The 23,260-nt window shown below is 38.6% G+C and carries 21 protein-coding genes and 2 pseudogenes; 17 read left to right on the top strand and 6 right to left on the bottom strand.

The window, feature by feature from the left end; all coding sequences use genetic code 11:
* Positions 1–100: 100 nt before the first annotated feature.
* The 3 genes from ACIPK1_RS13865 to citG all read left to right on the top strand — a co-directional run bounded on the left by ACIPK1_RS13865 (position 101) and on the right by citG (position 3,115).
* A complete protein-coding gene (locus ACIPK1_RS13865; RefSeq protein ID WP_008381841.1) occupies positions 101–1,447 on the top strand; it encodes a CitMHS family transporter in 1,347 nt (448 codons plus the stop codon).
* 116 nt (positions 1,448–1,563) lie between these two features.
* Positions 1,564–2,259 carry a GntR family transcriptional regulator gene (locus tag ACIPK1_RS13860; protein ID WP_005233081.1) on the top strand — a complete coding sequence of 232 codons (696 nt, stop codon included), beginning with the start codon at positions 1,564–1,566 and terminating at the stop codon, positions 2,257–2,259.
* Positions 2,252–3,115 carry a triphosphoribosyl-dephospho-CoA synthase CitG gene (gene citG / locus ACIPK1_RS13855; RefSeq protein ID WP_008381844.1) on the top strand — a complete coding sequence of 288 codons (864 nt, stop codon included), beginning with the start codon at positions 2,252–2,254 and terminating at the stop codon, positions 3,113–3,115. The genes ACIPK1_RS13860 and citG overlap by 8 nt, the downstream gene beginning before the upstream one ends.
* Here the strand turns inward: citG and ACIPK1_RS13850 are convergent.
* Positions 3,092–3,808, bottom strand: a complete 717-nt coding sequence (locus ACIPK1_RS13850) for a response regulator transcription factor (RefSeq protein ID WP_400451162.1) — start codon at positions 3,806–3,808, stop codon at positions 3,092–3,094. The genes citG and ACIPK1_RS13850 overlap by 24 nt on opposite strands.
* 53 nt (positions 3,809–3,861) lie before the next feature.
* Between ACIPK1_RS13850 and ACIPK1_RS13845 the strand changes: the two genes are divergently transcribed.
* Complete coding sequence (locus ACIPK1_RS13845) at positions 3,862–5,667, top strand: ATP-binding protein (RefSeq protein ID WP_400451161.1); 1,806 nt, start codon at positions 3,862–3,864, stop codon at positions 5,665–5,667.
* A gap of 15 nt (positions 5,668–5,682) precedes the next feature.
* Here the strand turns inward: ACIPK1_RS13845 and ACIPK1_RS13840 are convergent, their stop codons facing one another.
* Complete coding sequence (locus ACIPK1_RS13840; protein ID WP_008381850.1) at positions 5,683–6,102, bottom strand: phosphate-starvation-inducible PsiE family protein; 420 nt, start codon at positions 6,100–6,102, stop codon at positions 5,683–5,685.
* A 481-nt stretch (positions 6,103–6,583) separates the two neighbouring features.
* Here ACIPK1_RS13840 and ACIPK1_RS13835 point away from each other — a divergent pair, with 481 nt between their 5' ends.
* The gene (locus ACIPK1_RS13835; RefSeq protein ID WP_005233089.1) at positions 6,584–8,107 is read left to right on the top strand and encodes a flavocytochrome c; all 1,524 of its coding nucleotides are present in this window, start codon (positions 6,584–6,586) and stop codon (positions 8,105–8,107) included.
* 277 nt (positions 8,108–8,384) lie between these two features.
* Entirely contained in the window at positions 8,385–9,767 is a 1,383-nt protein-coding gene (locus tag ACIPK1_RS13830; protein ID WP_034878234.1) for a lytic polysaccharide monooxygenase, read from the top strand.
* A 177-nt stretch (positions 9,768–9,944) separates the two neighbouring features.
* Here ACIPK1_RS13830 and ACIPK1_RS13825 read toward each other — a convergent pair whose 3' ends face one another.
* Both ACIPK1_RS13825 and ACIPK1_RS13820 read right to left on the bottom strand, forming a co-directional pair.
* Positions 9,945–11,225 (bottom strand): 2-hydroxycarboxylate transporter family protein, encoded by a 1,281-nt coding sequence (locus tag ACIPK1_RS13825; protein WP_005230514.1) that lies wholly within the window; start codon positions 11,223–11,225, stop codon positions 9,945–9,947.
* Between the two features lie 13 nt (positions 11,226–11,238).
* Entirely contained in the window at positions 11,239–12,900 is a 1,662-nt protein-coding gene (locus ACIPK1_RS13820) for a malolactic enzyme (protein WP_276525021.1), read from the bottom strand.
* 116 nt (positions 12,901–13,016) lie between these two features.
* Here ACIPK1_RS13820 and ACIPK1_RS13815 point away from each other — a divergent pair, with 116 nt between their 5' ends.
* The 7 genes and pseudogenes from ACIPK1_RS13815 to ACIPK1_RS13785 all read left to right on the top strand — a co-directional run bounded on the left by ACIPK1_RS13815 (position 13,017) and on the right by ACIPK1_RS13785 (position 16,689).
* Positions 13,017–13,913 (top strand): LysR family transcriptional regulator, encoded by an 897-nt coding sequence (locus ACIPK1_RS13815; protein ID WP_301389357.1) that lies wholly within the window; start codon positions 13,017–13,019, stop codon positions 13,911–13,913.
* Between the two features lie 278 nt (positions 13,914–14,191).
* Positions 14,192–14,371 carry a putative holin-like toxin gene (locus tag ACIPK1_RS13810; protein ID WP_400451160.1) on the top strand — a complete coding sequence of 60 codons (180 nt, stop codon included), beginning with the start codon at positions 14,192–14,194 and terminating at the stop codon, positions 14,369–14,371.
* A gap of 292 nt (positions 14,372–14,663) precedes the next feature.
* Positions 14,664–14,903, top strand: a pseudogene (locus tag ACIPK1_RS13805) (hypothetical protein).
* Entirely contained in the window at positions 14,860–15,216 is a 357-nt protein-coding gene (locus tag ACIPK1_RS13800; RefSeq protein WP_301389358.1) for a hypothetical protein, read from the top strand. The pseudogene ACIPK1_RS13805 and the gene ACIPK1_RS13800 overlap by 44 nt, the downstream one beginning before the upstream one ends.
* Before the next feature lie 42 nt (positions 15,217–15,258).
* Positions 15,259–15,645, top strand: coding sequence for a DUF6075 family protein (locus ACIPK1_RS13795; protein ID WP_301389359.1), 387 nt, complete (start codon positions 15,259–15,261; stop codon positions 15,643–15,645).
* A 199-nt stretch (positions 15,646–15,844) separates the two neighbouring features.
* The gene (locus tag ACIPK1_RS13790) at positions 15,845–16,024 is read left to right on the top strand and encodes a hypothetical protein (protein WP_200127067.1); all 180 of its coding nucleotides are present in this window, start codon (positions 15,845–15,847) and stop codon (positions 16,022–16,024) included.
* A gap of 17 nt (positions 16,025–16,041) precedes the next feature.
* Complete coding sequence (locus ACIPK1_RS13785) at positions 16,042–16,689, top strand: hypothetical protein (RefSeq protein WP_301389360.1); 648 nt, start codon at positions 16,042–16,044, stop codon at positions 16,687–16,689.
* A 552-nt stretch (positions 16,690–17,241) separates the two neighbouring features.
* Here the strand turns inward: ACIPK1_RS13785 and ACIPK1_RS13780 are convergent.
* Positions 17,242–17,451 (bottom strand): class IIb bacteriocin, lactobin A/cerein 7B family, encoded by a 210-nt coding sequence (locus ACIPK1_RS13780; protein ID WP_301390027.1) that lies wholly within the window; start codon positions 17,449–17,451, stop codon positions 17,242–17,244.
* A gap of 19 nt (positions 17,452–17,470) precedes the next feature.
* Entirely contained in the window at positions 17,471–17,686 is a 216-nt protein-coding gene (locus ACIPK1_RS13775; protein WP_301390025.1) for a hypothetical protein, read from the bottom strand.
* A 108-nt stretch (positions 17,687–17,794) separates the two neighbouring features.
* On the opposite strand from ACIPK1_RS13775, the gene ACIPK1_RS13770 reads away from it, so the two are divergent.
* From ACIPK1_RS13770 to ACIPK1_RS13755, 4 genes and pseudogenes are all read left to right on the top strand, one after another.
* The gene (locus ACIPK1_RS13770) at positions 17,795–18,688 is read left to right on the top strand and encodes a hypothetical protein (protein WP_301405327.1); all 894 of its coding nucleotides are present in this window, start codon (positions 17,795–17,797) and stop codon (positions 18,686–18,688) included.
* On the top strand, positions 18,657–20,807 hold the full coding sequence (locus ACIPK1_RS13765) for a peptidase domain-containing ABC transporter (protein ID WP_301405325.1): 2,151 nt from the start codon (positions 18,657–18,659) through the stop codon (positions 20,805–20,807). Before ACIPK1_RS13770 ends, ACIPK1_RS13765 begins: the two co-directional genes overlap by 32 nt.
* 24 nt (positions 20,808–20,831) lie before the next feature.
* On the top strand, positions 20,832–22,190 hold the full coding sequence (locus ACIPK1_RS13760) for an HlyD family efflux transporter periplasmic adaptor subunit (RefSeq protein ID WP_301405323.1): 1,359 nt from the start codon (positions 20,832–20,834) through the stop codon (positions 22,188–22,190).
* A 372-nt stretch (positions 22,191–22,562) separates the two neighbouring features.
* Positions 22,563–23,260 (top strand): annotated as a pseudogene (locus ACIPK1_RS13755) (hypothetical protein); the annotation flags it as partial.

The following is a 23,260-nucleotide window of genomic DNA, read 5'->3' as shown; positions in this document are numbered from 1 at the left end:
AACTAGTGACGCTTGTCGCTAACAAATTACGGGCCTGTAATTTTTTTAAAATGTTTTTTGATAACGCTTACACATTTCGATGCATGAAAGGAAGAAGAAAATGTTCTTAACAATTTTGTCCTATGCCATGATTATTGTCTTCATGTTTGTCATCATGAAGAAAAAAATGTCACCCTTTACATCCTTAGTAATTATCCCATTACTATTTACCCTCGTTGCGATGGTTGCTGGTGTTTCCGAAAAAGGCAACATCGGTGATTTTGTCCTTGAGGGCATCTCGACAACAGCCAACACAGGAATCATGTTGCTGTTTGCGATTTTGTACTTTTCCATTATGTTGGATGCCGGTTTGTTTGATCCAATCACGAAAAAAATGATTTATTTTGCTAAAGGCGATCCGATGAAAGTCTTGATGGCAACGGCAGTCGTTGCCGCTGCGGTCTCTTTGAACGGTGATGGAACGACCACTACCTTGATTTGTTGTTCTGCGTTTATTCCCATCTACAAGAAGCTGAATATGAAAATGATGAACCTTGGTGTCTTGATCATTTTGCAAAACACCATCATGAACTTATTGCCATGGGGCGGACCGACTGCCCGAGCAATGGCCGTGCTGGAAGTTGATGCGGATATCCTTTCTTATTTGTTGCCAGGAATGATTTTGTCTCTGTTATATGTGATTTTCTTCGTGGCTCGCAGAATGGGGATCCAAGAACGGAAACGTTTAGGGGTTACGGAACTGACGAACGATGAGATATTAGAAATGACGACTGTGACTGATCCTGATACATTAGCGATCCGCCGTCCGAAAAACTTTGTCTTCAACGGTATCTTAACGATCGTCTTGATTGGCTGGTTAGTAGCAAGCTCCTTTATTTCTAGTATCGCTTTACCACCAATCTTGTTATTCCTTGTAGGTACTTGTATCGCATTGATGGTCAACTACCCAATTTTGAAAGATCAATCGTCACGGATCGGTGCCAACGGCGGCGACGCTGTGCAAGTAGTAATTTTAGTTTTTGCAGCGGGCGTCTTCATGGGCTTGTTCCAAGGCTCTGGGATGGCTACTGCCTTAGCGAATAGTTTCACGCAAATCATTCCTAAACAATTGGCTGGTTTCTGGGGCATAGTTATCGCCCTGATCTCTGCACCTGGGACCTTCTTTATTTCCAATGATGGGTTTTACTTTGGGGTTCTACCGGTCTTAGCAGAAGCGGGTCGTTCGTATGGCTTCACCAATATGCAGATGGCCTTGGCGTCCTTAATGGGCCAAGCGTTCCACTTGTTAAGTCCATTGGTTGCCTTCATCTACTTGCTATTGCGCTTGACTGGCTTAGATATGGGGCAATGGCAAAAAGAAGCGGCGAAATACGCACTGGGGATTTTCGTGATCTTTGTCGTTACGATCGTACTATTAGGTCATATGCCGTTTTATATTCCACAGTAACTTCATAAAGAAACTATCGAGCAGGCTGCCATTTTGCTCGGTAGTTTTCCTTGTTTATCGATATATCTATTTTTTCCCAAAAATCTCATTTGTTTTTAGTATGATAGGAGTAAATCATGAATCCAATTATTGATGCAGTAAATAAAAATCTGGATCTGACCAAAAATAAACCATTAAAAGATTTGATCTATGAAGCGTTCAAAAAAACCATCATTTTAGGAGACATTCCCGCAGGCTCTCGCATCAATGAGAAAGAATTTTCCGATACGTTAAACATCAGCCGGACCCCAATTCGTTACGCCATGACGCAGCTGGTGGCTGAAAAACTGGTGGAACACGTACCAAAAATCGGCATCGTCGTAAAAGGGATCAGTATCAAAGATGCTTATGAGATTTACGATATCCGCAAATCATTGGATACATTGGCGACTATCAAAGCAATGGCCTTGATGAGTGAGGAGGATTTCCGGGAGATGCGCTGCTTGTTAGAACATGGCGAGCAGCTGAATCGTGAGGATGATGTGGATGGGGTCTTGAAAAACTTTTCTGACTTCAATGCGTTTATTTACGAAAAAAGCCAGATGCTGCGGTTAAAAAGTATCGTGCTGGATCTGCAAGCGTACCTCGTGTATTTTCGTGACATTGCGATTCGCTCTTCTAGAAGAAGGGATGCGGCATTGGCGGAACATTGGCTGATTTATCGCGGCATGAGAACCAATGACACGGAACAGATCACGTTGTTGACCCATGAACATTTGGATCACTCCCTGCAATTTATTCTTGCTGAAATGGAGCGAAGAAAAATTGACTGATTCCCGTCTTTTTATCGCCAGCAGCTATGCAGTCAATGCGCTGCATTATGAGGTAGCGTTAGCACCCAAGCCTGGTTTAGTAGATCCTTGCTCCTCTGGTGCGCATCAGGACATGAATGTGTTTACCTTTATCAATAGTATCACTTGTTTGGCGCCTTTTTTTCAGCGCTATAGCCAAGCTGGCTTTGCCCATACAGGCGCCCTGATCCAGCTGTTTGACCAGTTACGTGGGATCGGTCAAGAAGCAGAAGAAGCGATGCTTCAGGCAACCAAAGGCATCAATACCCACAAAGGGGCGAACTTTTCCTTTGCAGTTTTGTTGGGGGCGACAGGAGTCTATTATCAACAGCATGACAAGGCTGTGCTGACGGCTGAAGATACTAATCAGATCCTGCAGCTTGCCGCCGACATCTGCCAGCATTTGGTCAAGCAAGACCTGCAGCAAATCACCCACAAAGACCAGTTGTCTTACGGAGAAAAAAATTATTTAACCTACGGCACGATGGGGATTCGTGGAGAAGCCGCAGCTGGTTATCCAACGGTTAAAAAACTGCTGGAGTACTTACGGCAGCAACCACAAAAAACCTCCGTTTCCTTGTTACGAGGGTTGGTCTATCTAATGAGTGAAACCGAAGACAGCAACCTCGTCCACCGAGGCGGCTACGAGGCGATGAAGACCGTACAGCAGGAGATGCAAAAAATTCACGAAGCCAATCTGTCGGATACAGACTTGCTTCGTGAATTAACGACCTATGATCAAGTATTGATTGCACGCCATTTGAGTCCCGGAGGCTCGGCGGATCTTTTAGCCTTGGCCCTTTATTTCTTGCAGCTAGAAGGCGTCTCCTTCTGGTAAAAAGGTATAGCCGATCCCCCAAACGGTTTTCAAAAAACGGGCTTGCTTCGGCTCATCTTCAATTTTGTTTCGCAGATGATTGATAAAAACCATCACGGTATTGGCATCGAATTGGCCATCTTGCCAAACATTGCTGTAAATCTGTTCTTTCGAGAACACTTGATCCGGATTTTCCATGAAAAAGCGCATCAGCATGATTTCTTTTGAAGACAACTTGATGGGCTGGTCATTTTTGAAAAACTGATAGCGTTTTTGGTCAAAACGAAACATGCCGCTGCACAGATCCCCTTCCGGTTTGGCGATCCCTTTTTCTCGCAGCACGTTGCGGCGATCAAGAATCGAAACGATTTGTGCTTTTAAGAGTGCCGGTGAAAAAGGCTTCGTAATGTAGTAATCGGCACCGATCTCATAGCCGTTGATCATATCTTTTTCGTCACTTTTACCGCTCAAAAAGACGATCGGCACCGTGGGGTTTTCTTCTCGAATCAGTTGTGCCAAATGATAGCCGTCATTTTCATGCTCCAAACTGATATCCAGTAAAAAAAGATCAAAGCTGACACGAGAATTGATCGCAATCGTTTTTTCAACGGAATCAGTCTGGTAGATCAAAATGCCCGTCGATTGTAAAGATTTCCAAATCAGCCGCCGAATAGCAGGGTCATCATCAACGATTAAAATTTTTTCATCTCGCAAAATATCCGCCTCCTGTATCAATAGTATTATAGTAAATATGAAAGGGGTTTACAATGAAACCGCCATCAAAGTTTTGGCTGTATTTAAGCGTGGTCGCTACCTTATTCATTACATTGATTGGACTTATTTTTACCTTTACAAGTTATAAAAGCGCACAAAGACAAGCTGAAACCGTCGGGTTGCGGCAGTTAGAAACGGTCAACCAAGCGGCGATCAAGCTGATCAGCCGTAGCATCGAATCGTACCACATGGCTCTTGCCAATTATGCCGATGACCACCTCGAAGGTGCCGCCTTGGCTGATTTGCAGCGCCCCTTAACGTTACCAGTGATCAATTCCGCGAACAATGCCATGGTCGGATTGTTTTTGATCGACCAAACGGGTCAGGTCATCGCCCAAAATACCGCAACGTCTATCAATAAACCACAAGATCCAACGATGCAGGAACTGTTATTTAAAGATCCATCCTTAGACAAAGTATTGGCGGGTCGGCAGGTACAAAATGGGCAAGTCTATTTCGATGGTAAAGAGGCCTATTTAAATGTGTATCAGTCCCTAACCCTTGACGACAAAGAAGCGGTTCTTGTGATGCCTTTGAATCTGCAGCGCATGTATCATCATGAATTTACCACCGATCGCAATGTTTCCGGCTATACGATGGTCAAAAACGCCGATATGCGGATCGTTATGCACCCATCGGACGAACAAATTGGTTTTTCCATCGTTGAGAGCCGCAAAAAAGAATTTCCAGAGCTGGATTTCACCGATCTTGAGCGCTTGGAGCAAGAACAAATCGACAATGAAGAAGGCACCTCCGTCTATTATTCTTATTGGTGGAACGAAGAAACACTGCAAAAAGTGCTGAAATTGGCTGCTTATCAATGGATCACCATCGGCGACAGTCGGCTGATCGTCGCCAGCAATGCCGATTTTTTGGAGCAAAGCGGTCTCTTCTTACAAGACAACTTGATTTTGATCGGCCTGCTGGGTTTGTTGTTTGTCATTATGATTTTATTGACCGTCCTGATCAAAAACTACATGAAACGCAATCAAGCCTATGTCGAAAACCAAGCATTGAAAGAACGACAACGGCTGTTAAAAGAAAAGCACGAAATCGAAAAAAACATTTTGCAAGAATCAAAACTGGAAACCATTGGCTTGCTAACGACCTCAATCGTCCATGACCTAAACAACTTTTTGACGCCTATGATTGGTCATCTGCAATTGCTGATCGAGGAAAACCAACACGATGAAGTCTTAGTGGAGGACTTGCAAGAAGTCTGCAAAGCGGCGGAAAAAGGCAAAGAGTTATCCAGCAATGTGCTGCGTTTTTCGAAACTCGAAAGTGCCGATAAAACTGTGCAGTCGATCGCTACTACCTTGACAGAAGCCATCGATACTATGCGCGCACTGTTGCCAAAAGCCTTTTCCCTTACGTATGATATCCAAGAAGTAGGATATGCCGTCTACGAGAAGATCGATCTGCAAGTCATTATTTACAATTTGTTGATGAATGTGTACCAAGCAAATGCCGATTGCAGCATTCGATTGAGTCACACTTCGACAGAGAGCGCCACCTTTCCGTTTCGTAAGCAAGCTTTCTCCGCACAACAGGAGTTTGCTTTGATCGAAATCGTCGACAACGGTCCCGGCATACCAGAAGCAATCCAAGAAAAAATCTTTACCCGCTTTTTCACGACCAAGAGTGCCACTGGCGGTACTGGTCTAGGACTCTTCACTGTCTCTTCAATCGTGGAAAAAAACGACTGGTTGATCGATGTTACAAGTACGCCTAAAGGAACCACCTTTTATATTGGTATTCCTCTAACTGATCCCGAAAAAGCCACTGAACCCAACTGATCCGACGGGCTAGTTTCAGTGGTCTTTTTCTTGGGCATGCTGGAAGGCATTGATTTTTTGCAGGACTAGCAAGACCAGTACCAAGACAAAAATCGCTAGAGCAAAAAATAGGGCATCGTTCGCCATGCCTTGCGTTAACAATAGCTCGCGCAAAATCGCAGTAATACTGATCAAAATCAAGTAACGGACGGGAATATGGTGTCCGTCCTTCATATACCGCAGCAACATCAAAATGATTTCTAACAAAATGAATAACGTGGCAATTTCTTCAATCAAAAAGGACAGGTGGGGCGCTTCACTTAAAGGAAAGAGCGTCGTGCTGATCATAAAAATCGCTTTTCCCATAAAAATCAAGACGACAACGACTAAGATCGCTAACATGCTATCAATACAGATACTGATCACTCGCTCGAACATCCGGGTCAATTTTTCCATTTGCCACTCCATTTCTGCTTTTTCTTTTATTATACAAAAGAAGGCGCAGGACAAAGGGAAAAGAACAGTGAAAGAACAATCGCGGCAATATCTTTTTGACCGCGAACTTAACGGTCATTCTATGAGCGGGACCTTTGTGGCAGCTTTGAATAGCAGAAATTAGCGAGGAAAATATAGTATCTTTTTCCGATAAAATTAGAAAAAGATGAGAATGGATAGTTAAAATATACACAAATTATTACGAGACACTTAGTTTCTTTTTTTGTTACAATGGTTAAATAAAATAGAACTCTGTTGAAATGTTGCTTAAACAATGTTTTTATCGCTATCGAATAGAAAAATAGTCCGATCGCAAGATGTTTACCATTGTTAATAAAGTAACAAGTTAAGCAGGGTTCGCAAGAAAAATGCTTCTTTTCTCATCATATATGACGGGGATCAGTGAGGAGAAAAGGGCAAAAAGAAAAACGGAGGGAAACAAATGAAAAAAAGTGGATGGTCAAAATGGGTGATTGGGGCAGCCTCATTATTGTTGCTTAGTGCATGTGGTGCCGATGGCGGAACAAAAGCCAGCAGCAGTGCGGCAAGCTCTTCTTCAGAAAGTGAAGTCACTTCAGGTGCTTCCCAACAAGAGTATACCGATCCAGCAGAGTTAAAAGATCAATATGATATCGTCATCGTTGGTGCTGGCGGTGCAGGGATGGCAGCAGCCTTGTCGGCTAAAGATGCTGGAATGAATCCAGTCATTTTAGAAAAAATGCCGATCGCAGGCGGAAATACCTTGAAATCTTCTGGCGGAATGAACGCATCAGAAACCAAATTCCAAGAAGCCCAAGGCATTGAAGATTCGAATGAACAATTTTTTGAAGATACCCTTAAAGGTGGTAAAGGAACCAACGATCAAGAATTGCTACATTATTTAGTAGACAACTCTGCTTCAGCGATTGATTGGTTGGATTCAATGGGGATCACTTTAGACAATATCAGTTACAGCGGCGGTGCCAGTGTAAAACGGATCCATCGTCCTCACGACGGTTCAGCAGTCGGTACGTATTTGGTGGATGGCCTGTTGAGAAACATTCATGAGCAAGAAATTCCTTTATTTGTAAATGCTGATGTGACAAAAATCAATGAAACAGACGGCAAAGTCACTGGCGTCAACGTGAAAATCAATGGCGAAGAAAAAGAAATCGCTGGTGATGCAGTGGTTGTTACTACTGGTGGTTTTGGCTCCAACAAAGAACTGATCGAAAAATATCGTCCAGATCTGAAAGGCTATGTCAGCACGACTTCTGAAGGAAGTACAGGCGATGGTATCAAGATGATCGAAGAATTAGGCGGCGCAACGGTTGATATGGATCAAATCCAAGTCCATCCAACAGTGGTTCAAGATACAGGTATGTTGATCAGTGAAACCGTTCGTGGAGAAGGCGCCATTTTGGTGAACCAACAAGGAGAACGTTTCTACAATGAATTAGAAACCCGCGACAATGTTTCAGCTGCCATCACAGATCTGCCAGAAAGCTATGCCTACTTGATTTTTGACAATGCGTTAGCAGGTAGAGCCAAACAAGTCGATTACTACAAAGAACAAGGTGTAGTGGTAGAAGCTGACACCATCGAAGCCTTAGCTGAAAAAATCGATGTCGATCCAGCAACCTTGAAGAAAACTTTAGATACATGGAACCAAGCAGTGGCAGACAAAGCCGACAAAGATTTTGGTCGTGAAACGGCGATGGACTATGATTTGACGGAAGGGCCATTCTATGCGATTCAAATTGCACCTGGGATCCACCATACAATGGGCGGCGTCAAGATCAATACGAAGACCCAAGTGTTGAAAGAAGATGGCACACCAATCACTGGCTTGTATGCAGCAGGTGAAGTGACCGGCGGTATCCACGGACAAAATCGAATCGGCGGCAATGCTGTAGCCGACATTATGGTCTTTGGTCGCCAAGCAGGCGCGCAATCCTCTGACTATGTGAAAGAAAATGGGAAATAAGCGGCTGTTTTTTCCTAAAAAAGATCGTCTATAAAGAAAGAAACTTGGAACGAATCCTCTTAAGTGATTAGGAGGAGAATCGTTTCAAGTTTTTTTGTATTTCTAACTGAAAGGACGGAAAACTAGTCATTATAATCTTATAATGATTAAGTCGTTTATCATACATATATAAATAAACTATTTTTAAATGTAGGGTTTGCTTTTCAATGAATCGGAATCAAGGAATAAACGGATAGGATTGGTTTATTCGATGATAAAAAATTTTAGGAGGCAGAGTATGAAAAACGCATTGGTAAAATGGTCGGTCGGGGTGGCAATCTTACTTGGAGGGAGCTTGTTCTTCACGGGGAAACAAGTATTTGCTCATGGTTATGTGGAATCACCGGTCAGTCGGGGCTATCAAGGGTCTTTGGATCGCAATACGTTAGGGTGGAGCGCTGCGTTTGAGAAATATGGCAATGTCATTTCAAACCCACAATCATTGGAAACTAAAAAAGGCTTTCCAGAAGCAGGACCAGTAGATGGTCGCATCGCTTCGGCAGATGGTGGACTCGGACAAATCGGGGACTTTGTTCTTGATGAACAAGGAACCAATCGTTGGACCAAACAAGACATCAATCAAGGACCATTGCGGGTCAATTGGCATTATACAGCGCCTCACAAGACCACAAAATGGCATTACTATATCACGAAACCAGGTTGGGATCAAAACGCGCCACTTTCAAGAGATAGCTTGGAATTGATCGCTACTGTGAATCACGATGGTTCGGCTGCCAGCAATAGCCCAAGCCATACCATTACCATTCCAGAAAATCGTCTCGGTTACCATGTCATTTTAGCGGTCTGGGATGTTGCAGATACGCCAAATGCCTTTTATAACGTGATCGACGTCAACGTTTCCGGCTCAACGGTCATTCCCGAAAAACCAGCAGCACCAGCAAATGTCCGCTCAGAACGAGTGACTAGCAGCACGGTGGCTTTAGCATGGAACGGTCAAACCGATGCGAAAGAATACAACGTGTATCGCGATGGTGCCTTAGTGGCAACGACTACTGAGCCAACTTTTACCGACACACAATTAAAAGCCAACACAACCTATAGCTATCAAGTAGAAGCAGTCGGCTTTACTGCGTTAGTTTCAGAAAAAAGTGCTGCAGTGAAAGTGACTACCTCAGCAGACAATCAAGTCGAAACCCCTTCGACACCAGGCAACCTGCATCAAATGAGCGTGACAGACAGCAGCGTTTCCTTAATGTGGCAAGCATCGACTCATACAAATGGGATCGCTGGATATGATGTTTACCGCAATGGCGTCAAAATTGCTACGGCCACAGGAACAACCTATGAAGACACGAATCTAGCAGCGGATACAACCTACAATTACCAAATCAAAGCAATCAGCAAAACGGGCGAACAATCCGCTTTCAGTAACCAGCTGAGCGTGAAAACCAATGCCAAAGAAGAAACTGAAACACCTGGAGGCGGGGAGTCAGAATACCGTGTGTGGAAATTAGGTACATTCTCTGCACCAGAAGTGTATACAAGTGGTGAAATCGTGAGCCATAAAGGCAGCAATTATGTCGTGATTAACACCCACTCAAATTACGGGGACACCACTTGGTCTCCTGATCAAGCACCAACCTTGTTTAAGAAGCTGTAACCCTTGAATGAATCAGGAAAGCAAGAGCAGTGCGGAGGCACTGCTCTTTTTGGCTCTTTTATGAGGAAATGGGTGGACCTTTGTTTGATTCGTGCAACCAATTGGACGAATTCGTTTGAAGAATACAAAAAGTGCTGCTATGCATCATGCGTAGCAGCACCTGTTTTTTGTTTTAGATCAAGAATAGAAGAAACGGATCAAGATTCCACCTAGAATCAGCACGATCGCACCGCATAAACGGTTGGCCATTTGGGCAAAAGCAATCATTTCCATTCTATCAGAGGCAGACAATACAGCGATATTACCTGTTCCCCCCATCGAGTTGTTGATCATACCGGCGCCAATTGCGGTTTCAACGGGATACATCCCTAATACCATCCCGAAGAACCAGCTGGCAGCCCCCATAGATACGACACTGGTTAGGCAAAGCACGACAAATTGCCAAGTAAAGGCAGAGGCCAGTGTTGACAGATCGATCAATGCCAAACCAATCCCCGCCAAAACCGCGTGGGTCAAATTCGTCATTACAACATTGTTGAACATCACCACAGAATCTTCGAGTTTCTTAGGGACAATATTCAAGGCTTTCAGAATAAAGACAATCACGATCATAAAGGCATACTCGTGAATTTTAGGGAAAAAGTCGCTTAAAATCGCACCAACGACCAACAGTGAAAAGGAAAACAGCATCCCGACCCCGATTTGTTGGGCATCAAGCGTTATTTTTGGTTTTTCTAATTCTTCTTTCGTGGCATTGATTAGGGTGCCATGGCCATTGTATTTGGTTTTAGCAAAGGCCTTTGCGATAAATAAAGCACCAATAATGGCAAGAATATTCCCGAAAGTAACTGCTGGCGCTAATTGAGAAAAGATGGCGGCTTGATTGCCGTTTGCCAAGCCATCAGCATAAATTTGTGAAAGTGGGGTGATTCCCGCCCCCATCCCGCCAGACATCATTGGTAGAGACACATACATCACCGAATCAGCAAAGCCATTGCCTAGCAGCATACCGACAAGGCCGACGGAGAAAAAGCCTACTACCATAGTGATCAAAGCAACGGGAATGAATTTCGTAGAAGCTTTCACCAACAAATTACGGTTCATCCCTAAAATCGAGCCGCAAATCAAAGCGGCAATATAGAAATCAAGAAAGCCAAAACCGCCCCCCATGAAGTCACTGACCGCGTCAATGACTTTCGTGGGTACGAGATGGAAGGAGGCTAAAAGGGTGGCACCAAGCAGGGTAAAAACTGACCCGCCGCCAAGATAAGAATTCATGATCGGAAGTTTTTCCCCAATGAAATACAGCAGGTGTCCTAAGGCAACCAGTAAAATGGTGATCCCAACCATATTTAATGGCAACTTGTCTAAGGCAATCGCACTGAATATGACTACCATGAAAAAGAGATACAAGGGAAGACTAATTCCCGAAATCGTCATCGTTTTTAATTTATTCATTTTTCAGACCTTCCTAGTATGTTGGATACCATTTAAGATTTTGGACAGCTTTTGCCATATCGGTTTCTTGCGCTTGGGCTAACCCTTGTTCTTTGGCTTTATTGGCAACTGCTTCAGCCACTTTTATAGAAACGTCCGCAACGTATTCAAATGGTGGAAGAACTGGTGCACCGGGTTGGCTCAAGTCAACCAAACCACTTAATGAGTGAGCAGCGGCACCAATCATTTCATCGGTCAAGAGAGAGGCTTCTGAAGCCAACATACCTAATCCTAGACCAGGATAGATCAAGGCGTTGTTTGCTTGGCCGATTTGGTAGTCGACCCCTTTGTATTGGATTGTTCCTGAAGGGACACCGGTTGCCACAAAGGCTTTTCCATCAGACCATTCGATTACTTGTTCAGCCGTTGCTTCTAATTTTTTGGTTGGATTCGAGATAGGGAAAATCACTGGACGAGCAGTGTTTTCACACATCGCTTCCACAACTTCTTTGGTAAAGGCACCCGCATTGGTTGAAGTACCGACCAAAATCGTTGGTTTTGCGACTTTAATGACATTGATCAATTGCGTCATATCGCCAGCATTGGCAAAGTCAGCCCGTTTTTTGGCAAATGGTTTTTGTGCAGGAGTCAAATCGGACATATCATCGAACAAAAGCCCTTGTTTGTCAACCATAAAGAAATGATTGTAGGCTTCTTCTTCTGAAAGACCTTCGCTGACCATTTCCGCATGGACTCGACTGGCAATCCCGGCACCAGCGGAACCACCGCCATAACATAAGTAGACTTGATCCGTTAATTTTTCACCTGTAATATCCAGTGCACCGAAGATACCGCCCAGCACAACGATTCCCGTTCCTTGGATGTCATCGTTAAAAGTTGGAATTGTTTGTTTGTATTTGTCCAAAATCGTTGCAGCATTTGAACGGCCAAAGTCTTCCCAATGCAAGTAAAGTTTAGGGAACAATGATTCTGCCGTTTGAACAAATTGATCGATGAATTGGTAGTAGGCATCACCGTAGACACGTTCTTGACGATTGCCTAGATACAAATGATCCTCTAACAATTCTTTACGGTTGGTACCGGCATCGATCACGATTGGTAAAACAGAAGCAGGGTCGATCCCAGCAGCTGCTGTATAAATCATCAATTTACCGACAGAAATATCGACACCTTGGACACCCCAGTCACCAATCCCAAGAATCCCTTCAGCATCTGTGGCTACGATCAAGCGAATGTCCCGATCGCCAGCGGCATTTTTCAACGTTTCTTCGATGTTCTCTGGATGATTGATATCTAAGTATGCTGCATATTGAGGATCAACGAATAGGCGGCTGTAATTTTCAATGGTATCAGCAATCGTTGGATCATAGACGATCGGATTGAATTCAACGATATGTTGATTGAACAAATAGTAGAACAATGTCCGATTGGTATTAAAGATTTCCATTAAAAAGTGACGTTTTTCAATGTCTGATTCTTTGGTGACATATTGCAAATAAGCTTGTTCTGCTTGTTCTTCGATCGTTTGCACGTGTGGGGGCAATAAACCGATCAACCCTAGTTCTTTTCGTTCTTCTTGTGTAAACGCGGTTCCTTTGTTTAAAAATGGGTTATTTAAAATGTCATGTGCTTTCATTATGTTCCTCCAATGGATATATTTTGAGTACTCGTTCATTTCCATTAGCTACTTTAATCCTCAGACAGAATTATAGTCAATTATCGGTGGTATAATAAAAATTATTTATAACAAAACCGCTGCTAGTTTAAACCGGTTAAGGGAGGAATCAGACGATGAATATACGAGATTTAGAATACTTTAACGCTTTGGCAGAGATGCTTTCTTTTACCCAAGTGGCGCATAAATTTGCGGTCAGTCAACCAACCGTCAGCTACGCTGTCAAACGCTTGGAAGAGCATTATGGCTGTGATTTGATCGTGCGAGAAGCCTCACATCGCTCCATCTCATTGACCACGGAAGGGGAAATTTTGAAGGCTCATGCGCAATATATCTTAGATGAATTTGTGACCTTAGACAGAGCCATCGACCATGCCAAAAACAATCGGACCCACATCGGTTTGCCGCCAATCATTCGTTCCAAAGTCTTTTCAAAACTCTTAGATGAAAAAGAGATCATCCGCTTTATTTCGAATTTCCACTTAGTATCTGGGGGATCCAATGAATTGCTTTCGAAACTATTGTCAGGAAAAATCGATTTTAGCTTGCTGGGCAGTGTCAATCCCCTCGTCCACCCGAATCTGCAGGTGAAGTTGCTGCACCAGCAAGAGTTTTTTATCTTTGTGTCAAAAGAAAATCCATTGGCAGAAAAAAAGGAAATCTCATTCGAAGAAGCTGCTGAATATCCCTTTATCCTATTGGAAAAAGGCTATACCCATATGCGCGCCTTTCAGAATTTAAGTGAGAAATCAAAGAAGAAGCCAGAAGTCCCCTTTTATTTTTCAGACGTTCAGACGATTGGTCAGTTGGTCAGTTCCAATATCGGCATTACCCTGATGACGGAATTTCCCGTGTTTCAAGAAATGGAAGGCTTAGTGAAAATACCACTGGTCCCTGAAGATAAGGAGATCTTTTATATTCAATATGCCTACTTAAAGAGTGCGATGTTGAATCAAGAGGTCCAAAAGTTGATCAGGATCTTGGATGAGCTGTCTTGGGAGGAGGAAAGGTGAGGAGTGGGGATTTCTTGAGGTAAGGTCAGAGAAAAATGGTGCAGGTGCGTGTTCTTCGGATGTTGAAATAAAAGGGATCTTTCAATGCGGGACAAGACGAATGGATGGTTCCTTTAACCAATGAAACTAGAAAAAAATCCCTTTACTTAGACCGTTCTTATCGCATGAAAAAACGCTAAAAACCTTGATAACTATCGGTTTTTAACGTGGATTTTTGGTATAATAGTAGGACAGTAAAGTTTGTGACGGTGGCTATCTTTTGAAAGGTGGTGGTGCTTATGAAAGTAAGTGCTAACTCTTTAGAAAGGAGAAGCCTTTTGTCTGTAGCTAAAGCATTAGGGCTAATGATTAGTTTCGGTTCTTTAATCGCAACGATTATCTTTGGCATCCTAACTGCAGCAAAAAACGACAAAAAAAGTAACCAGTCACTAAACTTTGGCGAGTTGACTGATTACTAAAATAATATAAAACTTGCCACCGTCTTAAACGGTGCTGTAGGGGAGTTGTTGACGCAACTCCTCTTTACACAGTAATTATAGCAAGATTTCAGTAAGATATCAATCATTGACGCTACAGACGTGCTTTGCACGTCTATTTTTTGTCCTCCTAAGTGGTGGGGAGCAGCTGGAAGGGGGAGGTAAAAAAGATCGCTTTTCTTTCTTATAAATTTCTAAGTGCTACCATTGTTCCATAATTTAATAACACATTTTCTCGGTGTTATTAATCCATCGGGTACTTGAAATATCTTTCATGTGCATGAAGAAACTGAATGAACAATGGAAAATACCAATAACGCCCTACAATCGGCGCTTATACTGGCCGCCTAGCTGAATCAAATGTGATTGTGGTGAGTTAGCAAAACAAGTTCGTGTCAGAAAAGGGGACGTTCTTTATCCTAATTGTCATTATTTATGTAAAGAGTGTCAACGAGAGTATCAGAAGGTCGATGGAAGAGATCACTTTATCCTGGTCAAACCAAATGAAGAATGATGTAGGAGGTAAACTAATTTCTCTTGAAGATAGAGGAGAAAAGGTTTGGACAGTGATCGTTTTCAACCATTTTTCTAAGGAACTGATGGGATATTTGAGTAACGCTGCGACGGTTGAAAATTTGCACTTTACGCAAAGAAAAGAAGAGTTAGGTATTTTTAAGGAGAACGAAGCAAAGGCAATCCTTGATGCCATACTTGCGCTAAAAGATGAAGAGGATGTGATCCGCAAAACTTTTACAGATAGCGGTCATGTAGACTGGGTATCTGGAAAGTATTTTGATTTTGAAATTGCAAAAGTAACGTTCGAATAATCACTGAAGGAATGGTCAAAACCAATTAGAGGAGGAACAACAATGGAGGAATTATTTCTAAACAAGAAACACATTGCTAGGTTTAATTACATGATGGAAGAATTGGGTTTTACAGATCTTCGAGATCCTTATTGGCGTAGCTTGGTTTTTATCTTCACTGGTGATGAAAGATTATTTAACCAACGTCGCTCGATGGTTAATTTTGTCCAAAAAGAAATCAATAGTGACCTATGGTTTGATGGCACGTTGTCTGGCGGTGAACAACGACTGGTTGCTTTAGCCTATAACTTGTTTACCAATCAAGATTTCTATGAATTCGAAAACGGCAAGAAGTATAATATTTCGCCGTTAGAAGTATTTTCTGGTGTTGATGAAGCTGGTTACCAACTGGCCGAGAATGCGATTGATATTAGACTACAGTTTTACTAGAACCGATCAAGGAAAGAATGAAAACCTTGGTATTTCATTCTTTCCTTGTAAAATCAGTATAACAGATCACCTTTTTTGTAATAAAAAAATATTAATGTTTTAAAAAATACTGTTATCATTTTACTTAACTGAAGAGTTATTGTATAATTCTGATAATTCCTATTGATACTATTTGGCATATTAGAAAAGGAGAGTTTTTATGAAGGATAAAGAAAAGAAAAAAGATAATGATGTTTTTTCTACCATCGAAAAAAATCGTAGAATAGAAACTGGTATGCCTGCAGGAGATCCTAATATCGGTACAAAATGGACTGATACTTTAATTTACATTGGAGTTATTGTTGTCCTATTTATTTTGTATGTTTTGTTTTTTAAATAGACAAGGAGGAATGTAGAATGAAAAGAAAACTAGCGTTGTTGTTACCGGTACTTGCTCTTGCTGTATTTGCGTTTTTTGGAACGTCGGAGGTCAAAGCAGATGAAACGTCCCCCCCTGAAGCAGTTGCTTATTTGATTAATGATCAAACTGGAGAGAAAACACAGTTGAATGTGAAAGATGTATCTCCAACAGAAGATTTATTGAATCAATTTCAGCTTCGTAGTTTTAGTGATGAAACCAATCTAACTAAAACCTATGAAGTATTTACTGAAATACCAGATGGAACCATTACTACATTTGATAGTTCTGGTGGAAATAAAACGGGTGGCGGCGTAACCGCAAAAATTAATGTAAACTACGATATTAGTGGAACTGACAAAAACAAAGATATCAGAGTAAATAGTTACAATGGTAGTTGGACTCCTAGTTCAAAGCTTTATGTAGTTGGTAGCCGAGTATCTGGTGTACACTCAGGATTAATTACAGGCGGAAAGAATAGACAGGATAAACCAACTTCAAATTCATTCAGCTATAAAACTGGATGGGGGTATAATGTCCTTATCAAAGGTGGCAATAGCCCTAGAGCTTGGATGGACTGTAAAATTTCAGTTTCGGGAATGTCTGGCACATCATATACACTTTCTTTAGAAGTTACATTTCCATAAAATAATGCAGAACTGATACATGTATGTCTGAAAATCAATTTTAATAATAAACAAGGGATCAGAAACTTAAAAGTTTTTGACCTTTTATTAGGTTACCATTTTACTTCGTTGACAACATCACAATGAACACTAAAAATAATTAGTTTTCATGGCATTTAATATGGTTTCAATTATATAGAAAGCTCTATATTATTTGACACCGATGTTATTATATATGATTGGGAAAAATTGAAAAATACACAGAGAACTCTTTAATAAATAAATTTATGTTAATTACTATTATAAATCAAGTATTCCCAGCAGATAAATGAAAAAAGTTACTCTAAACATTGAGTAACTTTTTTTATTAAGCTATTTTATAAAAAGATTATAGTACCCTAAACAAAGAATTCCTATACCAATTATTGTAATACCATCCACAAACTGAGAGCCATATCTAAAATAATAATATGCTTGTAGAGACACAATCAGTATTCCCATGATCATAATAATTAGTGAGAGTATATTAGTAATGTTGAGCTCTTTGTTAAATATTTTAAGCACCTAGATCACCTACTTCTTTTTTGTATCATTGTAGCCATTCCAAAATCCTAAAGCAGCAGCTCCAGCAAGCGTTGTTACACCAGCAGCAATTAAAGCAGCGGCTTTCCAACCGACAAATGTAATGCCTGCAATTGTAATGATTAAACCACCATTAACATCATATAATTCGTCACTATCAACAGTGACATAACGCTCATCTAAAAAATTCAGATTATTCATACTATTCACTCGTCCTCTCTTATTTTACGTAAGCCCAACCTTTACCAAGAACATAACCAACTCCATAAGTTCCACCGATTATGGCGCTAATCAGAGCAACTCCACCAGCAATCGCTTTAGCGGTTAATACTAAAGTCACACCACCTAGAGTAATTATAATTCCACCATTGATGTCGTACATATCCTCTAAAGTAACAACTTGATACTGATTTTCTAAAAATCCTAATTGACTCATTACATTTCCTCCTTTTTGGTATTTTTTTAGTTACAAGTTTATTGTATACTATAAATATTACCAAAAAGAAAAGGGTTGCAAATATGCAAAAATTAAAGGAGGAGTGTTTTGGAAGTTAATAATATTAATAAAATAGTTGATTCGTTGATAAAAAATAGAAACAGATCGATCACGAAAGCTTTACATGGCGTTATGTCTAAATCTAATTATTATAGATTTGTTAATGGAGAAATCGATATTAGCCTATCAAAATTTCTGAAGTTAATAAAATACAATGATATCGCTTTGAAAGAAATTTCTTTCACTGCTAATAATTATACAGATGATAAGTTTATAAATCAATTAACTGCAATCATAAGTAGTTATAGAAGGAACGATTTGAAATATTTAAAAAATTTTATCCGTAATAGTTCAAAACTAAAAGATCTTTCATACAAACAAAAAAACGTACTCTATTTAAGTGAAATATACTTGGAATTATTAAAACATGGAAATTCAAATGAAAATAAATTGACTTATCTAACCTCATTCTTCTACGAGTTAGACGAGTTAGCCTATTTTGATATTGTTTTTTTAGCTAACACAATGAATATATATTCTCCAGAGTTTAATCATTATATGTTTAAAAAATTAATTGATAAAAGTAATAGTTATTATAATTATGAAAAAAATGAGAATATTTTTATTCACATAATTATGGCAAGAATTGCTTACTTATTCGAAATTGGAGAAACGAACACTATAGGAAATTGTGTGAAAATATTGAATCAAATTAAAATTTCGAATAATCAAATATATGAGAAATTATGTGTGAAATTTTTTAATGAAATTAATGATTTATTTCAAGGTACATCTAAAAATACGACAAAAGCAGAATACTATATTAGTATCTTAAAAGATTTAGAGGACCAGAGATATTTACTTTTAGAAGACATTTTAGTTAATTTAACGGAAAGTAGAGGAATACTTTTTGAAAAAGTACAAGTCGGTAAAACAAAATGATTTAAAGGATTGTGGGGCAGCATGTATCTTAACTGTATTAAAACAGTATAAATCTGATGTAAGTATATCTAGAATTAGAGAGACTATTGGTACAAGTAATACAGGTACCAATCTGTTAGGGATCGTAAAAGGTCTCGAAGAGTATAATTTTGAAGCAAAGGCCATTAAAGCAGATATGGAAATTTTTGAAGATGATAGTTTACCTTATCCAGCCATTGCCCATATCTTGAAGGATGGAATGCTTCTTCATTTTGTGGTTATTCATAAAGTTTATAAAGATAAAATTTTGATTTCAGACCCTGCAGAAGGCTTAAAGAAAATTTCAAAAGAAGAGTTTAAAGAAGTATGGACGAAATATATCATATTTACTGTTCCAACAGAACAATATATTCAAATAAAAGATAAAAAAAATTCATTGGGAACATTTTTTAAACAAACATTGAAAGATAAAGGACTAATTGCTCAGATAGTTGTTGCAGCTACTATAATAACGATTCTAGGAATTATAGCCTCGTTTTATTTTCAGATATTGATAGATTCAATAATTCCTTCAGGATCGATTAAAACATTAGCATTAATTTCGCTAGGGGTCATAATTGTCCATGTGTTTGAAGTGGTTTTTAATTTTATAAAAACATATCTATTAGTTATTTTTGGAAATAGAATGAGTATCAGAATTATGCTGAGTTATTACAATCATGTATTAAAGCTTCCATATAACTTTTTTTCTACTAGAACGTCTGGAGAAATAATCTCTAGGTTTTCTGATGCTAATAAAATAATTAATACTTTAGGATCTTCAATACTTACAATGATATTAGATGTAAATATGGTCATCGTCATTTCTTTAATCATGTTTTTCCAAAATAGTACTTTATTTGGTATAGCTTTGGTATCGATACCATTCTATACAATTATAATAACGTTTTTCTTGAAAAAATATGATAGTTATAACCATAAGGAAATGGAAGAAAATGCTTTGCTAAATTCGTTTATAATCGAAAGCTTCAATGGAATAGAAACAATAAAGTCTTTGCAAGGAGAAAAGGCAGCGAGTAAAAAAGTCGATAATTTATTTTTATCATATATTAATGCTTCGTTTAAAACAGTACAACTGGATACTACTCAGATGTTTTTCAAGCAACTTGTTCAATTAACAATGAATATTATTGTTTTATGGATCGGATCCCAGTTTGTTATTAAAGGGGAATTAAGTGTAGGACAATTAATTACATTTAATATTTTACTTTCTTATTTCACAAATCCATTGCTAAATATAATAAATCTACAACCTCAATTACAATCTGCCAAAGTAGCTTCTGATCGTTTATCCGAAATAATGGAGTTAAAGCAAGAAAAAAATCAAAATGAAGAAAGAATTAGTATTAAGAATATTTCTGGAAATATTCAAGTTAAAGGTTTGAATTTTCACTATCCGATGCAAAGAGAATGCTTATCTGATATTAACCTAGAGATATTACAAGGAGAAAAAATAGCAATTGTAGGGAGAAGTGGCTCGGGAAAATCAACATTGGCTAAACTGCTCGTTGGTTATTACGATATAAGTGAAGGTGACATTCTATTTGATGGTTATTCAATAAAGAATATACAAAAAGAAGCTCTAAGAAAATCTTTAATTATGGTACCTCAAACAAACTTTTTGTTTAATGGGACCATATATGAAAATTTAACTTTTGGTTTGGAAGAACAAATTGAGTTAAAAAATATAATTGAAGCATGTAAATTAGCTTGTATTCATGAAGAAATTGAAAATTTAACATTGGGATATGGGAGTTTAGTTGAGGAGAATGGTTCGAATTTTTCTGGTGGACAAAAACAGCGGCTAGCAATTGCACGTGCAATTTTAAGAAATCCTAAAATCCTTCTTTTAGACGAGTCGACTAGCAATATTGACAGTTTTACTGAGAAATTGATATTTAATAACCTTTTTAAAATAAAAGATTTAACTTTGATTGCAATAGCCCATAAATTATCTCTAATCAAAAATGCAAACAAAATATTTGTGATAGAAGACAAAACTATTGTAGAAGAAGGCACACATGAAGTTTTAATAAATCATGGTGGTAAATATAAAAGTATGTGGAAGATATTTAATTAAAATAAAAAAGTTGAGGTGGTCTCCATGAACGATATGAGTTATATAAAAACGAGTGCTGAATTGTTAGCCAAAAAACAAGGATCAACGAGTGCTTTTATTGTTTATCCATTTCTATTCCTTCTTGTATCTATTGCTATATTTCTTTCTCTTGGAAAAAAAGAAACTTATATAGAAACGTACGGTGTTTTAGACATTCCAGATATAAGTACCCAAATAGTAAGTCCATCTAATACAGAAATTACAAATATAAACGCAGAGAATGGAAATTTTATTAATAAAGGTGATATTTTAATAGAATTCGATACTACTGCTTTGAAGACAGAAATAGATTCAATTTATAAAAAAATTGAAGAAAAAGAAGAAAAATTAGTATATTTAAATAATTTTTTGACTAGTATTAGTAAAAGCGAAGATAAATTAAAAGATAATAAGTTCGGATACCATAGTAAATTCAAAGAATATTTAAATAAAGTAGAAAGCTATTCTTTGGAAGATAGTATGAAGTATGATGAAATTAATCATTCAAATAATAAATTGAGTACTATAGATGATAGTATAAGTATGAAGAATACCCAAATTAATGACTACAAAAAATTCATTAAATACATTGATGGAGAGTTTAATACCTACGCCGCTACGGATCCCAAGCTTAAAGAATCATTGGTAAATTTCGAAGAAGCAGTCAAAAATAGTAGTAATGATTCCCTGGAATCTGTAAAAAATTCACACAAGTCTGCTAGTTATTCATCTATAGACACATTAAGCACTGAGATAGAAGCTTTATCAGACGAAAAAAATCAGTTAAGTACATTGATAGAAACAGGATATAAGCAAATCGAACTAAACAAAATAAATTTTGAAAATGAAAAGAACAATATAATTTCTGAAGCTGAAATTGAGAATTCAAATGTCAAAACAGATTTAGAAAGTGAAAAACAAAATTTAGTTAATTATGAACATATGTTAGACAAAAATACGATAACTGCACCATCGGATGGGACATTTGAACTTTCAGAAAATATAAAAGTTGGCTCTGTTGTACCTGAGGGTACAAAATTAGGAGAAATGATCAATGCGGGTGATAATCTTAATGTTAACCTTAATATATCAATACCAAGTAGTGAGATAAGTAATATATATGAAGGTCAAAAAATACGATTTACAGTTAATAGCACAAATGATAATAGAAGAAAGGTAATTCTTGGAGAGATTCAGAGTCTTTCTGTACAACCAAAACAAACGGAAAACGGAAATTTTTATTGGGCATATGCTACGGTTAAAGGAAACCAAGATGAATTTTTACATGGACTTGAGGGAACTGTCTCTATAATAACTGGAGAAAATACGTATAAGGACATTATAATAAACAAACTATTTGGGTAGTCTTATTTCACTATTTTCATTAAACAGTAAGCTTTTCAATAAGACCTAGTTAAGGTGCAGAATCAATTTTGTTGCTTTGTCATATTTTAACTAAAAGGGTCAAAAACTTAATAGTTTATGACCCTTTTTAAGAATAACTTATAAACAGAATTATTTATAAAAGTGCTATATTTAAGATATTTTAAATATGGCCAATAAGATGGTCTCAAATATAAGACCTAATGCAATTTTTATTTAAAGGAGACTATAATGAAAACCGCAACAATAATTTCAGAAAATTAGGAATGAATTTAAAACTGCTTTCGGTTGTGTTTTTTATCACAATGATGCTCAGCTGAAACATTTATTTAGAAATTTATAGGAGAGTAAATAATGAAAAAGAGAGTTATAACTACTACTTTAGCTGCGGGATTTATTCTAGTGTTTGCAGCGGAAGCTCATGCGGATACAATCAATGGTCATCATGTTACACGTTTAAGTGAAAGCCGAGCAGTTGATGATAAGGGAGATAGATGGTCTAAGGACGGCAATGTCTGGTTCAATGATGAAACAAGAGAATACGGCAAGATCGTCTCCGATTCATTAGAATCAATACAAGGCTCATCATATTACCCTGAACTAAAGGAACCTGACTCAGACAAACCGAACGAATTAGTTCAAATACAAGTGCAAGATGAAGGAACATCGGTACACCAACAAATGTTAACAACAGCAGGTACCACAGAATCTAAATCAAACCAAACAAATGAATCAACAGTAGAAAGTCAAACGGGAATGACTGTTGGAGCAACTGTAGAACAACCAACAACAAAAGATCCGACATTAGGAACGACAACGATCACAAAAGAAGCTGTACCAACCACAACAGAAGCAACACAGCCCGAAGAAGATACAAGAATGGCTGGTACCACAAAGACAAGATCAAACCAAACAAATGAATCAACAATAGAAAGTCAAACGGGAATGACCGTTGAAGCAACTGTAGAACAACCAACAACAAAAGATCCGACATTAGGAACGACAACGATCACAAAAGAAGCTGTACCAACCACAACAGAAGCAACACAGCC

This window comes from Enterococcus sp. NPDC086594 (genome assembly GCF_044746145.1).
Taxonomy (GTDB): Bacteria; Bacillota; Bacilli; order Lactobacillales; family Enterococcaceae; genus Enterococcus_D; species Enterococcus_D entomosocium.
Note: the sequence above shows the minus strand (reverse complement) of the source record. Positions and strands in the feature narration are given on the sequence as shown.

What these genes read in the sequence shown, in the direction of transcription:
- ACIPK1_RS13825 (WP_005230514.1), bottom strand. Translation starts at nt 11,225, where the DNA reads ATGAATAAATTAAAAACGATGACGATTTCGGGAATTAGTCTTCCCTTG.
- ACIPK1_RS13845 (WP_400451161.1), top strand. Translation starts at nt 3,862, where the DNA reads ATGAAACCGCCATCAAAGTTTTGGCTGTATTTAAGCGTGGTCGCTACC.
- ACIPK1_RS13815 (WP_301389357.1), top strand. Translation starts at nt 13,017, where the DNA reads ATGAATATACGAGATTTAGAATACTTTAACGCTTTGGCAGAGATGCTT.
- ACIPK1_RS13800 (WP_301389358.1), top strand. Translation starts at nt 14,860, where the DNA reads ATGGAAGAGATCACTTTATCCTGGTCAAACCAAATGAAGAATGATGTA.
- ACIPK1_RS13820 (WP_276525021.1), bottom strand. Translation starts at nt 12,900, where the DNA reads ATGAACGAGTACTCAAAATATATCCATTGGAGGAACATAATGAAAGCA.
- ACIPK1_RS13795 (WP_301389359.1), top strand. Translation starts at nt 15,259, where the DNA reads ATGGAGGAATTATTTCTAAACAAGAAACACATTGCTAGGTTTAATTAC.
- ACIPK1_RS13830 (WP_034878234.1), top strand. Translation starts at nt 8,385, where the DNA reads ATGAAAAACGCATTGGTAAAATGGTCGGTCGGGGTGGCAATCTTACTT.
- ACIPK1_RS13835 (WP_005233089.1), top strand. Translation starts at nt 6,584, where the DNA reads ATGAAAAAAAGTGGATGGTCAAAATGGGTGATTGGGGCAGCCTCATTA.
- ACIPK1_RS13775 (WP_301390025.1), bottom strand. Translation starts at nt 17,686, where the DNA reads ATGAGTCAATTAGGATTTTTAGAAAATCAGTATCAAGTTGTTACTTTA.
- ACIPK1_RS13790 (WP_200127067.1), top strand. Translation starts at nt 15,845, where the DNA reads ATGAAGGATAAAGAAAAGAAAAAAGATAATGATGTTTTTTCTACCATC.
- ACIPK1_RS13810 (WP_400451160.1), top strand. Translation starts at nt 14,192, where the DNA reads ATGAAAGTAAGTGCTAACTCTTTAGAAAGGAGAAGCCTTTTGTCTGTA.
- ACIPK1_RS13860 (WP_005233081.1), top strand. Translation starts at nt 1,564, where the DNA reads ATGAATCCAATTATTGATGCAGTAAATAAAAATCTGGATCTGACCAAA.
- ACIPK1_RS13840 (WP_008381850.1), bottom strand. Translation starts at nt 6,102, where the DNA reads ATGGAAAAATTGACCCGGATGTTCGAGCGAGTGATCAGTATCTGTATT.
- ACIPK1_RS13865 (WP_008381841.1), top strand. Translation starts at nt 101, where the DNA reads ATGTTCTTAACAATTTTGTCCTATGCCATGATTATTGTCTTCATGTTT.
- ACIPK1_RS13785 (WP_301389360.1), top strand. Translation starts at nt 16,042, where the DNA reads ATGAAAAGAAAACTAGCGTTGTTGTTACCGGTACTTGCTCTTGCTGTA.
- ACIPK1_RS13780 (WP_301390027.1), bottom strand. Translation starts at nt 17,451, where the DNA reads ATGAATAATCTGAATTTTTTAGATGAGCGTTATGTCACTGTTGATAGT.
- ACIPK1_RS13760 (WP_301405323.1), top strand. Translation starts at nt 20,832, where the DNA reads ATGAACGATATGAGTTATATAAAAACGAGTGCTGAATTGTTAGCCAAA.